This is a genomic window from Erwinia sp. Eh17-17 (genome assembly GCF_039675725.1).
GTDB lineage: Bacteria > Pseudomonadota > Gammaproteobacteria > Enterobacterales > Enterobacteriaceae > Erwinia.
This window is the reverse complement of the sequence record NZ_JBDFQT010000002.1, coordinates 44179-56883: the sequence shown is the minus strand read 5'-3', so window position 1 is coordinate 56883 and position 12705 is coordinate 44179. Positions and strand designations below refer to the sequence as shown.

17 protein-coding genes are annotated in these 12705 nt (G+C 54.8%); 9 read left to right on the top strand and 8 right to left on the bottom strand.

All coding sequences use genetic code 11. The features are described 5' to 3' along the window. Nucleotides 1–10 precede the first annotated feature (10 nt). The gene (locus ABEH87_RS05605) at nt 11–157 is read right to left on the bottom strand and encodes a hypothetical protein (RefSeq protein ID WP_346574701.1); all 147 of its coding nucleotides are present in this window, start codon (nt 155–157) and stop codon (nt 11–13) included. Between the two features lie 336 nt (nt 158–493). Between ABEH87_RS05605 and ABEH87_RS05600 the strand changes: the two genes are divergently transcribed. The 5 genes from ABEH87_RS05600 (at nt 494) to ABEH87_RS05580 (ending at nt 4118) form a co-directional block, all read left to right on the top strand. Further along, the gene (locus tag ABEH87_RS05600) at nt 494–874 is read left to right on the top strand and encodes a putative holin (protein ID WP_346574699.1); all 381 of its coding nucleotides are present in this window, start codon (nt 494–496) and stop codon (nt 872–874) included. After that, nucleotides 861–1148 (top strand): phage holin family protein, encoded by a 288-nt coding sequence (locus ABEH87_RS05595; protein WP_346574698.1) that lies wholly within the window; start codon nt 861–863, stop codon nt 1146–1148. The genes ABEH87_RS05600 and ABEH87_RS05595 overlap by 14 nt, the downstream gene beginning before the upstream one ends. A gap of 124 nt (nt 1149–1272) precedes the next feature. Further along, on the top strand, nt 1273–1740 hold the full coding sequence (locus ABEH87_RS05590; RefSeq protein WP_346574696.1) for a lysozyme: 468 nt from the start codon (nt 1273–1275) through the stop codon (nt 1738–1740). 127 nt (nt 1741–1867) lie between these two features. After that, entirely contained in the window at nt 1868–3619 is a 1752-nt protein-coding gene (locus ABEH87_RS05585; RefSeq protein ID WP_346574694.1) for a glycosyl hydrolase family 28-related protein, read from the top strand. Nucleotides 3620–3917: 298 nt separating this feature from the next. Next, nucleotides 3918–4118: a hypothetical protein gene (locus ABEH87_RS05580; protein ID WP_346574692.1), complete on the top strand. Its 201-nt coding sequence runs from the start codon at nt 3918–3920 to the stop codon at nt 4116–4118. A gap of 21 nt (nt 4119–4139) precedes the next feature. On the opposite strand, the gene ABEH87_RS05575 is transcribed toward ABEH87_RS05580, so the two are convergent. Together ABEH87_RS05575 and ABEH87_RS05570 are read right to left on the bottom strand one after the other, a co-directional pair. Continuing rightward, nucleotides 4140–4379 (bottom strand): hypothetical protein, encoded by a 240-nt coding sequence (locus ABEH87_RS05575; protein WP_346574690.1) that lies wholly within the window; start codon nt 4377–4379, stop codon nt 4140–4142. 267 nt (nt 4380–4646) lie between these two features. After that, on the bottom strand, nt 4647–4892 hold the full coding sequence (locus ABEH87_RS05570; RefSeq protein ID WP_346574688.1) for a DinI-like family protein: 246 nt from the start codon (nt 4890–4892) through the stop codon (nt 4647–4649). 155 nt (nt 4893–5047) lie between these two features. On the opposite strand from ABEH87_RS05570, the gene ABEH87_RS05565 reads away from it, so the two are divergent. Together ABEH87_RS05565 and ABEH87_RS05560 are read left to right on the top strand one after the other, a co-directional pair. Further along, nucleotides 5048–5272, top strand: a complete 225-nt coding sequence (locus ABEH87_RS05565; RefSeq protein WP_346574686.1) for a YgdI/YgdR family lipoprotein — start codon at nt 5048–5050, stop codon at nt 5270–5272. Between the two features lie 110 nt (nt 5273–5382). Continuing rightward, complete coding sequence (locus ABEH87_RS05560; RefSeq protein ID WP_346574684.1) at nt 5383–6120, top strand: class I SAM-dependent methyltransferase; 738 nt, start codon at nt 5383–5385, stop codon at nt 6118–6120. Here the strand turns inward: ABEH87_RS05560 and ABEH87_RS05555 are convergent, their stop codons facing one another. After that, complete coding sequence (locus tag ABEH87_RS05555) at nt 6121–6795, bottom strand: MBL fold metallo-hydrolase (protein ID WP_346574682.1); 675 nt, start codon at nt 6793–6795, stop codon at nt 6121–6123. A gap of 17 nt (nt 6796–6812) precedes the next feature. Then, complete coding sequence (gene ldcA / locus ABEH87_RS05550) at nt 6813–7736, bottom strand: muramoyltetrapeptide carboxypeptidase (protein ID WP_346574680.1); 924 nt, start codon at nt 7734–7736, stop codon at nt 6813–6815. Between the two features lie 196 nt (nt 7737–7932). On the opposite strand from ldcA, the gene emtA reads away from it, so the two are divergent. Then, complete coding sequence (gene emtA / locus ABEH87_RS05545; protein ID WP_346574678.1) at nt 7933–8568, top strand: membrane-bound lytic murein transglycosylase EmtA; 636 nt, start codon at nt 7933–7935, stop codon at nt 8566–8568. A 3-nt stretch (nt 8569–8571) separates the two neighbouring features. Here the strand turns inward: emtA and ABEH87_RS05540 are convergent, their stop codons facing one another. Beyond that, nucleotides 8572–9309: a flagellar regulator YcgR PilZN domain-containing protein gene (locus ABEH87_RS05540; protein WP_346574676.1), complete on the bottom strand. Its 738-nt coding sequence runs from the start codon at nt 9307–9309 to the stop codon at nt 8572–8574. A gap of 202 nt (nt 9310–9511) precedes the next feature. Here ABEH87_RS05540 and ABEH87_RS05535 point away from each other — a divergent pair, with 202 nt between their 5' ends. Beyond that, nucleotides 9512–9760 (top strand): GlsB/YeaQ/YmgE family stress response membrane protein, encoded by a 249-nt coding sequence (locus tag ABEH87_RS05535; protein WP_154751490.1) that lies wholly within the window; start codon nt 9512–9514, stop codon nt 9758–9760. Nucleotides 9761–9821: 61 nt separating this feature from the next. Here ABEH87_RS05535 and treA read toward each other — a convergent pair whose 3' ends face one another. Next, the gene (gene treA, locus ABEH87_RS05530) at nt 9822–11504 is read right to left on the bottom strand and encodes an alpha,alpha-trehalase TreA (protein ID WP_346574674.1); all 1683 of its coding nucleotides are present in this window, start codon (nt 11502–11504) and stop codon (nt 9822–9824) included. A gap of 185 nt (nt 11505–11689) precedes the next feature. Beyond that, nucleotides 11690–12619, bottom strand: a complete 930-nt coding sequence (gene argC / locus ABEH87_RS05525; RefSeq protein ID WP_346574672.1) for an N-acetyl-gamma-glutamyl-phosphate reductase — start codon at nt 12617–12619, stop codon at nt 11690–11692. Nucleotides 12620–12705 lie beyond the last annotated feature (86 nt).

Below are 12705 nucleotides of genomic sequence, written 5' to 3'. Positions count from 1 at the left end.
GAGGTATCGGTCAGTGCCCGCCGCGCAGATGCATCCGCTCTTCAAACTGGTGCCATAGTGTCAGCAGAACGCCCGGCAAACAGGCGCTGATAATCACTAAAAAACCCATCAGTGGCGCGCCAGCCAGCAACAGGAAGAAAAGTAATACGCTATTCATACTGTTCCTTCGTTATCAGACCTGTCAGGGACTTTATGCTGTGCCGCCAGCAGGTTGCTTGTTTTGATCGCGATCACACTTTGTGATTCTGGCTCGTTTTGCAACAAAAATAGAGCAATAAAAAGAGATGAAAGCAGGGCGTCAGCGTTCCCACCGTGCTGAAAAATGAGCGGCACTAAAAAATAGACAAAATTTACTGCTGTGCCTCACGCGTACGCAAAAAACACTATAACTTAATAAAAACGCGGTTCCCGACAAGACAGTGGAATCGTTCTCAACCCGGCCTGGCCGGGTTTTTTTATCCCTGAATCTAGAGGACACAGCAGAGGGGGCATTATGGCAGCATCAACATTAGCAGTGAGTCTGGGAACCGCCGTCGTTACGGGGACCAGTCTGTTCGGATTTATCGGTGCCACCGATTATGGTGTCCTGTTTGGCGCTTTTGCCGGGGCTGTCTTTTATGTCGCCACGGCGGCAGACATCCAGGTCATCCGTCGCGCGGCTTACTTTATGGTGTCGTGGATTGTCGGTATCTATGGGGCGGGCCTGGTCGGAGCAAAACTGGCTCAGGTGCTGGGTTATAGCGATAAACCGCTGGACGGACTGGGGGCCGTACTGCTTTCTGCACTGGCGATTAAAACGTTAACGTTTTTCAGCCAGCAGGACCCGTCACGCTGGCTGGCACGCTGGAAAGGAGAACATCATGGTAACAAGTGATCCGATGGTTATCACCAATGTGGTGGTGTGTTCGGCGATAGTGCTACGGCTGATGTTTTATTATAAAGAGGGAGCCCGGCATCAGCGCTGGGCGTCATGGCTGGCCTATCTGATTATTCTGGCTTACGCGTCAGTACCATTCCGGTTTTTGTTTGATGTCTATGCCCACACGCACTGGGCTGCGGTGATCATCAATCTGATTTTCTGTGCGGCCGTCTGGCGGGCAAAAGGCAATATCGCGCTGGTCTTTGACGTGCTGCGCCCGCGGGGTTGATGGCTCATCAACGCAACGCGCTCGTTTTATCTCCCCCTCTGTGTATCACCGTGCAATCTGAGCGGCTGGCCGTTCATTCCTCTGGCTGCAAACTAAAAACCTGTGCAAGATCTGGAGGTTTACCATGTGCAAACTGGTTGAAATCCTTAATTTTGAAGAAGGTTACCGCGAAGTGCCTTACCTGGACTCCCGGGGTTATCCGACCGTAGCGGGCGGCATCAAAATCGGGCCAAAAGGGGCCGCACTCTCCAACTATATTTTCCGCGTACCGGAACCGGTTGGCATCGCCTGGATGACGATGCTGCTGGAAAGTAAACGGGCTGAGATGCGTGCCCATCCGGCCATTGCCGCCGCGTTATTACAGTGTAATGCCGCGCGGGCAGATATCCTGGGCAGTATGGCGTATCAACTGGGCGTGGAGGGGCTGGCCCGCTTCAACCAGACCCTGGCGCTGATTGCCAACGGCGATTTTTCCTCCGCCGCAGAGGCGATGCTCAACAGCCTGTGGGCGAAACAAACCCCGGCGCGGGCCAGGCGTCACGCCCAGGTGATGCGCAGCGGCACCTGGGATAGCTACCGCGGCATGTTGTAGCGCCACCTTCTTTTATCCGATCAGTCTTCTTTCCGTGCTGCTTCCCGGCACCTTGTGCACCACACCTTTTTCATACGCCCGCAAGGGGATTCCCGGCAGGTCTTCCTGTCTTTATCCGGAGGTTTTTATGATTGAAGTGAATTGCTTCGCCGATCTGCGCACCACCGCACCAACGAAAGCCGGTGATATCGCCATGCTTAAACGTTACTACGATAAAGACTCCAGCTTTCACGGAGGCGGCGATTTTGTCGGCTTCCCTGGCACCACGCCGCTAATTGATGACGGGGGCAGTGTGGCTAAAGGCTCTGGTTTTTTCTGGAAACGTATCATCAATGATACAGAGCAGGTGAACCTGTATCACTTTGGCGCGCGTGGCGACGGAGTGACCGACGACAGCGATGCGTTCCTGCGCATGTTTCGCTGGTCACAGACCTACGACAGCAGTGCAAAAAATATTGGCGTCCGCTTCCCGGCGGGTAAATTCCTGATCAATCCTGTTGATCTTACTGCCAGCGAAATCCCCTGTTTTGCTCTTTACGGGGATGACAGCCCTTACGGCGTCATGCCGCGTACGGTTATCGTTTCTGATAAGTCACTGATCCCGGTGTTAAAAGTGAATGCGCGCCGCACAGTTATTCGCGGTATTAGCTGGAACGGTCAGGCGAGCGCAGATACCACGATAAATATCGGCGCGATGACGCCAGAGATGCTGTCTAACGTGCAGCCATTCTTTGAGAACATCACCATTGAGGGACAGTTCGTCAATATTCGCTGTTTTCGCGTACAGAATAACGGAGGTACGGCGGTGAAATTACTGGATACGCTCGATAGCCGCTTTGACCAGATCTATTCACAGAACACCTACGCCCGCGTTTTTGACATTGGCTGGTCTGACTCTCCCCGTGGCGTCTGGGACCACTCGACGGCGGTGGAGCTGAGCAACGCTAATTTCCAGAGTGGCTACGGCGATGCCACGCTGATGATGCCGAGAATGAGCCAGGGTATTATCCGCAACGTCTGGATTGAACATACCCGTTTCCCCGGCGACCTGACCAACGGGCAGTGGATCGTGGATGCTCTGAGCGTAGAGGACTGCGGCAATCCGCTGTACATGAATAACAGCCGCGTGCTGATGCGCCAGCTCAACCTGCAGGCAGGTGCGAAGGTTAGTCTCGACAATGCCGCCGGGCGCTGGCTGTCCGGTTATGAAAGCGGCTGGCGTCGGGATGAAAACTACGGCACGGTGATGACCGGTTCGATGAAAGCCGGCTGGTACAGCGGCTACAGGCTGACGAATACCAGCGACATTGATAAATGGTTCAAAGTGGGGAAGTTCGTTTTCCCCAGGGTCAACCAGCAGTGGACCATCGAGCTGCTTGGCAAGATGTCCACCGCGAATCCTTCGGGTGTGGCGGGTAACCCAACGCAGGCCGTTTCCAGCGGGATGACCTGGCTGAACTTCCAGCGTTGCGCCACGGCAGTGTGGGGAGACATGTTCCACCGCGGGCAGCCTGCGGTACTGGATGTGAAGTACAAACGAAGTTATGAAAATATCGTCGAGGTGTGGGTCAAACTGAAGGCCGGCAGCGGCGACACGATGTTCAATTTACGCTCAACCGGCCCGACCCGTTTTGAGTCCGGGGAATGTTCCTTATTTACGCCGGACCTGAGTGAAACCACAGATGCAACGGAAATTGGCACGGTGACGCCGAATGCCCGTCTCAGTTTACATAACGGGCTGGCAGGCTTCGGAGCAAATGAAAACGGCGTGGCGAGCGTGGCAACCAGCGTGGCGTCAGCCCCCGTCAGCTCAGTACCGGTAGGCTATGTCACGCTCAATATTAATGGTATCGATCGCAAACTGCCGTACTACAGCTAGCGAACTTAAAAGAGAGTAACCGCCCTTAACCGGGCGGTTTTTGAGTTATTGCTATCACTTGTCTGAATAGGAGTGTTTTCACGGGAGAATAGCTGAATATGCATGATAAACCCTCAGCACCTGGAAAGGCTTGCGTGACTTTTAAGCTGACGTTAATCTCAATTAACCGGGGTAAAACCTGTTTTAGCGTTTAAATGCCTGAAAAACCGTCGTACAAACATTTAAATCCCCTCGTGGGGTTGTGATGTTGCCACCACGCTACGTAAAATAGGTCCAAAAGTTAAATCAGGAGAAGATCGTGTCTGAGACTGTGACGGGTGAACACTCATTTGAACGTCTGGAAGAAGCAAAAAACATTGCCCTTGGCTGGCGGATTGTGGGGCAGATGCCGCCGCAAACGCTTGAGGAAGCCACCCAGATGCTGCGTGACAGTTCAGCCTTTGCGGCAAAAGTCTGTGATTTGTTGACGGAAGAACTGGCGGCACAAAAACGACGTTGATGTGGTTCGCTCTCTCAGCGCTTACGGCCTGGCCACATCGCTGTGATGGCGAAAGCGCGACCACTCTTCCCAGCAGTTGTCCGGGTCGATATCGCTGAAGTTCTGTGACGGGTCGAGCGCGCAGGCAATGCGGTCGGGTATCGTGACGCAGATAACCGAATCGCGCAGCGCTTCTACCTCCTCGCGCGTCAGGTTTTCCCCTTTCTGCCGCTCGGCATCGCTGAGTAATCCCATCAGTGACGGAATATAAATTGTGGCCATGGTTGTCCCGGAAATTGCTCTCTTATTGTGATGGTTAATTTTTCGGCAGTCGGCGGGAAAACTTTAGTGCGGGCGTCACAGGGCAGGAAAACAGATGATAATGATTGATGTCTCAGGTAAAAAAAGCCCGCGAAGAGCTTTAATGCGGGCCAACACCAAGGAAATCGATTACCAGAAATGATAGGGTGATTTTTAATAAATGCAAATGAAATACCCCTTCATTGTGCACCAGGTTCAATTTTTTTGGCTGACCGCACGACTTATACATCAAAATTCTTCAGATACCATCCACTGGTCTGCTTCATCGAACATCTCTTCAATGATGCGCAGCAGCGTAGATTTATCACTTTTGCTGGCGTCGCTTTTCACCCCGTTTGCCTGCATGGGCTTCACTTTGACCTGGGCGTCAGGAAAAACCCGCTGAACGCGTTTTTCCAGTTCGCTGAGGATCAGCTGCTCGGCGTTAGGCAGACCGGCGACGTTGCGCTTGTCATAAATGAGTTCAACAAACATTTTGGCTCCTTGTGCAATTTTTGCTGGATAAAAATACAGGTATCTTCTGCCGGGTTCAAATACTATTTCCCTTCGAATGCAAAGAAAGGCAGCAAACAGCAAAACCGGGTCGGGTGTGGGACTAAAATAGAAAACGGCTTAACAAGGAGAATCCTATGAACAAAGGAATTGCAGGCTGTTTGTTGCTGTTGATGGTCGGGTTGCTGGCCAGCTGTAGCAGTGACCATATTATGCATATGCGCGATGGCAGCACGGTCGTTGTGGAGGGAAAACCCCATCTGGATAAAGCTAGCCGGATGCTGGTCTACACCGATGCGACCGGACGAACTCAGGCAGTCAATCTGGATGAGGTTAAGGGCATGTCCCGGCTAAAAAACTAATCGTTCCGCTTATCGCCCCGCAGTGAAACTGTTTCTCTTTATCGCCCTTGTGGCTAAAATAACGCCGTCTGTGTCGATGACACAGACGTAACGGATAAAGGGAACCATCTATGGCACAAAATATTTATGACAATCCGGCCTTTTTCGCCGGGTATGCCACATTAAACCGTTCGACGCAGGGACTTGAAGGCGCGCCGGAGTGGCCCGCCGTGCAGGCGTTGCTGCCTGTACTGAAGAACCGCAATATTGTTGACCTCGGGTGCGGCTATGGCTGGTTCAGCCGCTATGCCTGTCAGCAGGGCGCTGCGTCAGTGCTGGCGCTGGATGTTTCTGAAAAGATGCTGGCGAAAGCCGTCTCGCTGGGGGATGACCCGGCGATTGACTGGCAGCGTGCCGATCTGGAAACGCTACAACTTCCCCTTCAGCAGTACGATCTCGCCTGGAGCGCGCTGGCGCTGCACTATGTTGAGGCTCTTCCGGCGCTGTTGCGTAATGTGTTCGCGGCGCTGAAGCCGGGTGGGCAGTTTATCTTTACGGCTGAACATCCGATCTATACCGCGCCGCGCCATCCGGGCTGGAAAATTGATGCGCAACAGCAAAAAAACTGGCCGCTCAGTGATTACCAGCGTGAAGGCGAGCGCGTAACGAACTGGTTTGCCGATGGGGTAATCAAACACCACCGCACGCTGGGGAGCTGGGTGACTCAGCTTATTGACGCCGGGTTCATCATAACGGCGCTGAACGAGTGGGGGCCAACGCCGCAGCAGATTGCACAGCAGCCAGCGCTGGCGGAAGAGCGGGAACGGCCGATGTTGTTCATCATGGCCGTCACCAGACCGCAGGTGTAACTAATGGATGCCGGTCTGCCCGACAGACTGGCGCAGGTCCAGCACATTATTTTCCGCCTCATCCAGCAGCGCCAGCCACTGGCGCACGTCCACTTCCTGCCAGGCCAGATGCCCGATGGTGGTTCCCATCAGCACCACGTCAGGACGCAGCGCGCGATAAAATTCCAGCGTCTGACGTAGCGCATTTTCATTGCTCTCTTCAACCAGCACGGTCACCCAGCGGCCGTGAGACAACGTGACAGTGTCACCGACAAACAAGTAGGTTTTGCCATATGGAGAGGCGTACAGGTAGCTGGTACTGCCGGGAGTATGACCGGGCGTCGGGACGACATGAAAACTGCCACAGTGGACTTCAGCGCTATTGAAGGTGTCGTCGGCTTCTGCAAAATGGCTGACCTGGCCTAACGCCCGTGCATGGCAATAGAGCGCGGAATTAAACCGCTGCTGCAACAGGCGTGTGGCCGGACCGGCTTCATGCCAGTGGGTAAGATAATGGCGGATCATCCCGCCACATTCGGCGATCGTCTGGTGGTCCTCCGGGTTTTCAACCCTGGAAATCAGCATGTTTCCACGCAGATGCTGCAATAAAAAGCCGTGCATCATCAGGACGGGTTCGTCTTCACTGGCGGGAAACTCTGGAGTGGAAACCCAGAGGTCTTCATACAACTGTTTCATACCTGCGCTCCCAACGATCAGCGCAGCACTGGATATCCTGAAATCTGGAGCGAAGCGGCGGTATCTTCTACCGTCAGTAAACCCCGGGCGCCCAGGGGCAGGGTGACGGTATCGGCACTGTGGCCAAACTGCAGGTCAGTCACAACCGGGAGACCGGTCATATCGCGTATCAGGTTCCAGACGCTGCTGAAGTCGTAGCCGTTGTCATAGTCAGTCGAAGTCGTTCCGCTAAAGCTGCCGGTGACAATGGCACTCTGGCGGGCGAGAATACCGCACTGATGCAGCTGTAACAGCATCCGTTCAATGCGGAAAGGGTGTTCATTAACATCCTCGATCACCAAAATACCGCCGCGAATGTCGGGCATCCAGGGGGTACCAATCAGTGAGGTAATCATTGCCAGGTTACCGCCCCATACGGTGCCGGATGCCTGAACCTGTTGTGAGACTGTCGTCCAGTTAAGAGTTAATTTAGGCGAAGTTAGCGCGCGCCAGAAGTGTTCAACGGTAAATTCAGACAAAACCTCAGCGCCAAAATTGCCTGCCAGCATCGGCGCGCTGAAGCTTTTCACGCCGCTTTGCGTCAGCAGTGCCAGCTGAATCGCCGTGAAATCACTGTGGCCGCACAGCGCTGTTGGGGCATCGGCCAGGCGTGAACGCAATGCCGGGTAGTCGATAAACGGCAGCAGACGCGTGGCACCATAGCCACCGCGTACGGCCAGAATGATGTCCGGTAACGGATTAAGCTGTGTCAGGTCGTTGATATCGGCCAGCCGCTGGCTGTCGCTACCGGCAAAACGCTGCTCGCGCCGCGCAATAATGCCGCTGTTCTCTACCCGGTGGCCGTCAGCCTGCAAACGGGCGACGCCGCGCGCCGCTGCCGCAGGATTGTGGCAGTAGCCAGAAGGTGCCACCAGGTGAATATGTCGGGGAGTTGTCGCCATAATGCCCACTTTGATGTTTTTTTGTGCGCCGGGAGTGAATTATTTTCAATCCAACGCTGTCCAATAAATTCGATGATGACGAATAGCGGGCGTAAAGTCATCAAAGCACAGCACAATTTAAGAGTTACGGTAATTTTCTAATGACTGGCAACCCGTATGATAGGTGTGAAGCTAAGGCTCAGAGGATAATAAAAGCGTGAGAAAAAGCGTGAAAACCGCGGCGATGATCGCCGCATTATTGCTGGCTGGCTGTGCCAGTGAACCCCAGAGAAAAATTGTTCGTCAGCCTGACACCCCGTTGATCCAGGCTCCGCCTTCACAGGTGGCCAGCGCGTGGTCGATGATGACCGAGCAGGCCGCTCAGCGCAACGGTGTGGATCAACGACTGGTTGAAGCGATTATTGCCGTGGAGTCGGGTGGCAACCCTGGCGCAGTCAGCCGGTCAAACGCCATCGGCCTGATGCAGATTAAGGCCTCAACGGCCGGGCGGGAAGTTTATCGTTCAAAGGGGCTGCGCGGGCAGCCCAGCAAGTCTGAACTGCGCGATCCGGTGAAGAATATTGATATTGGTACGGCCTATCTGCGTATCCTTCAGGAGCAGCAGCTGGCGGGGATCCGCGATCCGAAAACCCTGCGCTATGCGACCATCGTTTCTTACGCTAACGGCGCCGGAGCGCTGCTGCGCACCTTCTCACGCGACCGTGACCGGGCGATTGCGATGATCAACGCCATGACGCCAGAAGCCTTTTATCAGCATGTGCAGAATAAACATCCGGCAGCCCAGGCGCCGCGTTACCTGTGGAAGGTCACAACCGCCTATCGCACTATCTGATGATCACTGGAAACGGTTGGCTTTATCACGGGCCAGCCGCTCCAGCGAGAAAATCACCTGTTGTAGCGCGCGTTCCTGACTGGCATTCAGGGACAGAAAACGGAAACTGAGACGCGGATTAACAATGGTCTCGTTTTTGTTGCCCACCACGCTGCGTTTACCAATGGCGATCAGCTGCACATCGACTTCAAAACGGCCATATTCCTCCATTTCGACGCGCAGCTGTTTAATGCTGTCACCGTCTTTCAGCGTCTCCGGCAGTACGCTGTCAGACAGCACGCCAATCCCACCCAGCGACAGATCCTGCAGGCGCATGCGGCTTTCACCCGAACCATCAGGCCAGGTGATATAGCAATAAAATACGGGATTCAGTGGAGCCATGACGCGGAAAAACTCCCGGCGCTGGATCATCCACAGCAGCTCAGGGAGATCGGCGGAGAAAGCCGGCAGTCCTTCATATTCCGAAAGACGAAGAGAGGACAGGGCTAACTCAACTTTGGCTCCGCGCGTTTCAGCGCTGATGTGCAGGTCGTGAGCGTCCTTCGCCAGCTGGTTATCGTAATCATTGCTGCCGAAATCGAACACCATACTCTCTTTGTCAGCGTGCAGCAGTCGTGTGATGAACTGACCGCGCCCGTGTGTCACCATGATGGGGGTTTGATTTTCCTGCAAATCGCGCAGTACTCCAAGAACCGCCAGCGGCCCACGTTTCAGATATTGTTCTTTGTCGTCCTCTTTCACATCCGGCTCCAGGCGAATAGCAAATCATGCGCGTTAGCGACCCTGTAACGTTTATCGGCATTCCTGACGCGGGCTTGATAGCGATTGACTAAAAAAAAACAGAAGAAAGTTTGGATTTAAATCACAGACTTAGAAACCTCGCCTATACTTAGTGCGATTTATCAGGCACTGCACAACATCAGAAGAGATTAAGGAGTTATCAATGGGTATTCTTTCATGGATCATTTTTGGTCTGATCGCCGGTATTATCGCCAAGTGGATTATGCCAGGTAAAGACGGCGGTGGTTTCATTATCACGGTTGTTTTGGGTGTGGTCGGTGCCGTTGTAGGTGGCTGGATCAGCACCTTCTTTGGCTTTGGCAGGGTCGACGGATTTAACTTCGGCAGCTTTGTTGTTGCGGTAATTGGTGCCATTGTGGTGCTGTGGATCTACCGTAAAGTCCGCAGTTAGCGCCAGATGTATAAAAAAGGGAGGCTCAGCCTCCCTTTTTTTGCGCTAAATCCGGGTCAGACTACTTTGCCGGTTTTGCTGCGCTGATATCTCCGACGTTATTACAGGTCACGCCTTTCGGGCAGTAAAGGTCCATCAGTTTCAGGGTGACGCCGTTGGTCCAGCCAAAGCCATCCTGTAAGGGATACTCACCGCCGCCCCCTCCGCCCAGCCCTTTGCCTTCCACCACGTACTTCTCAACCAGCTTGTGCTCTTTATCGTAGGTGGCCTGCACGTTTTGCAGGAAGCGCATGCCGATCTCTTTCGCCAGATCCTGCTTGCCATAGTGATTCAGCCCCTCAACGGCGGCCCACTGCAGAGGTGCCCAGCCGTTAGGCGCGTCCCACTGCTGGCCGTTGTTGACCGTGGTGGTGACCAGCCCGCCTTCTTTCAGCAGCTGTGCTTTGACAGCATCAGCAGTGCGGCTGGCATGCTCATCGGTCGCGGCCTGCAGATAGAGCGGGAACAGCGATGCCGCCGTCAGCTGCGGGCGTACCTGCGCTTTCTGCCAGTCATAATCCGCGTACCAGCCCTGCTTTTCATCCCACAGGTAGCGATTTATGGCATCACGTCGCTGGGCGGCGCGTTCGCTCAGCCGTTTGCTGGCATCCTCATTTTTTGCCACCTGATAGGCGTGAGCGAGGGTATTTTCCAGGTGGAACATCAGGGCGTTCAGATCGACCGGCACGATGCGCGTGGTGTGGATGGTGGCGAGGTCACCGGGTTTATCGAACCAGCGCGAGCTGAAGTCCCAGCCCGATGCTGCCCCGGCGCGCAAATCGCGATACAGCCCGGCTTTATCACGCTGCGGGGCTTTTTCGGCCGTGGCGATATCATCCATGTAGGATTCGGTACGTGGAACATCGCGTGCGTCCCAGTAGCGGTTCAGGACGGTGCCGTCTTTCAGCTTCACCACACGCTTGCTGGCCGACCCGGCCGCCAGCGAAGCGCTGTCGGCATCCGCCATCCAGTAGTTATACTCTTTCTCCAACTGCGGCAGATACTTGCGGTAAACATCTTCACCGTCATGTTTTGCCAGCAGGTCCACCATCATGCTGAAGAACGGCGGCTGCGAGCGGCTGAGATAGTAGCTGCGGTTCCCGTTGGGAATATGGCCGTATTTATCCAGCTCGGCGGCAAAGTTATCCACCATATCCTGTACCCGGTCCCAGTGTCCGCTCTCTGCCAGGCCGAGCATGGTGAAATAGCTGTCCCAGTAATAGACTTCGCGGAAACGGCCTCCCGGCACTACATACGGTTTTGGCAGCGGCAGCAGAGAGTCCCACTTATTGGCCTGGCTGGCGGAACGCGTCAGTACCGGCCACAGGCCGTTAATATGCTCACGCAGGCTCTGACCGGCGGGTGGAACATACTTATCGCCTTCGGCAGGCAGGGTGAAGTTGGTGGCAACAAAACGCTTCAGATCGAAGTTGCTCTGCTGTTTCTGCATCTGCCAGTCGCTGAGGATCGCGGTGGGATCCTGCTTAGGCACGGCGTCGGCAAACGTTTTCTGGTCGGGATAGAGTTTTGCTGCCTGTACAGCGTGGAATAGCGGCCCAAGGCGAATATCGGGCGGCTGCGGATAGTTACTCAGCATGCGCTGGTTTTCTTCCGCCTGCAGCGAGAAGCTGGCGCTCAAAGCGGCGGTCAGTAACAGGGGGGTAAACAGGCTGAAATTCCGTTGACGTTGTTCGACTCTTCTCATTAGCCATTCTCCATGTCCAGACCAGAGGCGATCTGTAAGTAGTTGAGCAGATTAAAACTTTAGACGATTTTGGTTAAATGATCAGGGAATGGAGAGAGAAAATGTGAGTCAGGTAAGGGTTTTGCACCGTAAAAGGGACGGGATACGGCGGGGAGCGGGGGCCTGTCTCGCCCCCGAGAGGGTGACTAAAGATTCACGCAGGTCTCTTCCGGCAGGCCGAGCATCAGGTTCAGGTTCTGTACCGCCGCACCTGACGCGCCTTTGCCCAGGTTATCCAGTCTGGCGACCAGAATACTTTGCTGCTGCTGGGCGTGGCTGAAGACGAACAGTTCCATATTATTGGTATTGTTCAGCGCCTCCGGCAGCAGGTACGGTGCCGTGTCGGCATCCAGGGTGTTCAGTTCATGCACCTTAATAAAGCGCTGACCGGCATAGAAACTGGCCAGCGCCTGCTGCAGGGCAGCACCATCGCTGTTGTTCAGAGGAATAAACACCAGCATCCCCTGCGCATAGTCACCCACTGAAGGCTGGAAGATGGGGCGGCTGCTCAGACCTCCCCAGGCCTGAATCTCCTTCAGGTGTTTATGATCGAAGCCCAGCCCGTAAGCGGCAAAACCGGTACCCGCCTGCTGATATTTTTCGATCATCGCCTTACCACCGCCGCTGTACCCGGAGACGGCATTGATGGCCAGCGACTGGTCAGCCGGCAGCAGGCCGCTCTGCGTCAGCGGGGCCAGCAGGGCAATGGCTCCCGTGGCATAACAGCCCGGATTAGAGACGTGGCTGGCGGTGCGGATCTTCTCGCGCTGACCGGCGGCCAGTTCCGGCAGGCCATAGACCCAGCCCGATTCAACGCGGTGCGCCGAGCTGGCGTCCAGCACGCGCGCGCCTGCGGCATCGGCCAGCGCCACGGCTTCACGCGCAGCGGCATCGGGCAGGCAAAGGATCGTGACATCAGCCTGTTTCATCAGCGCCTGACGGGCAGCGGCATCTTTACGCTGTGCCTCATCAATGTTGAGCATTTCAATCTGAGGATGGCGGGCTAAACGCTGCTGGATCTGCAAACCGGTGGTGCCCGCCTGACCGTCGATAAACACGCGATATTTCTGAATCATTACAGCCCTTTGCCTTGCGAAGTAAAAAATAAGAGTGTCAGAGTATGCGAGATTTATGGTCAGAGGACAATGAATAATGATTTATT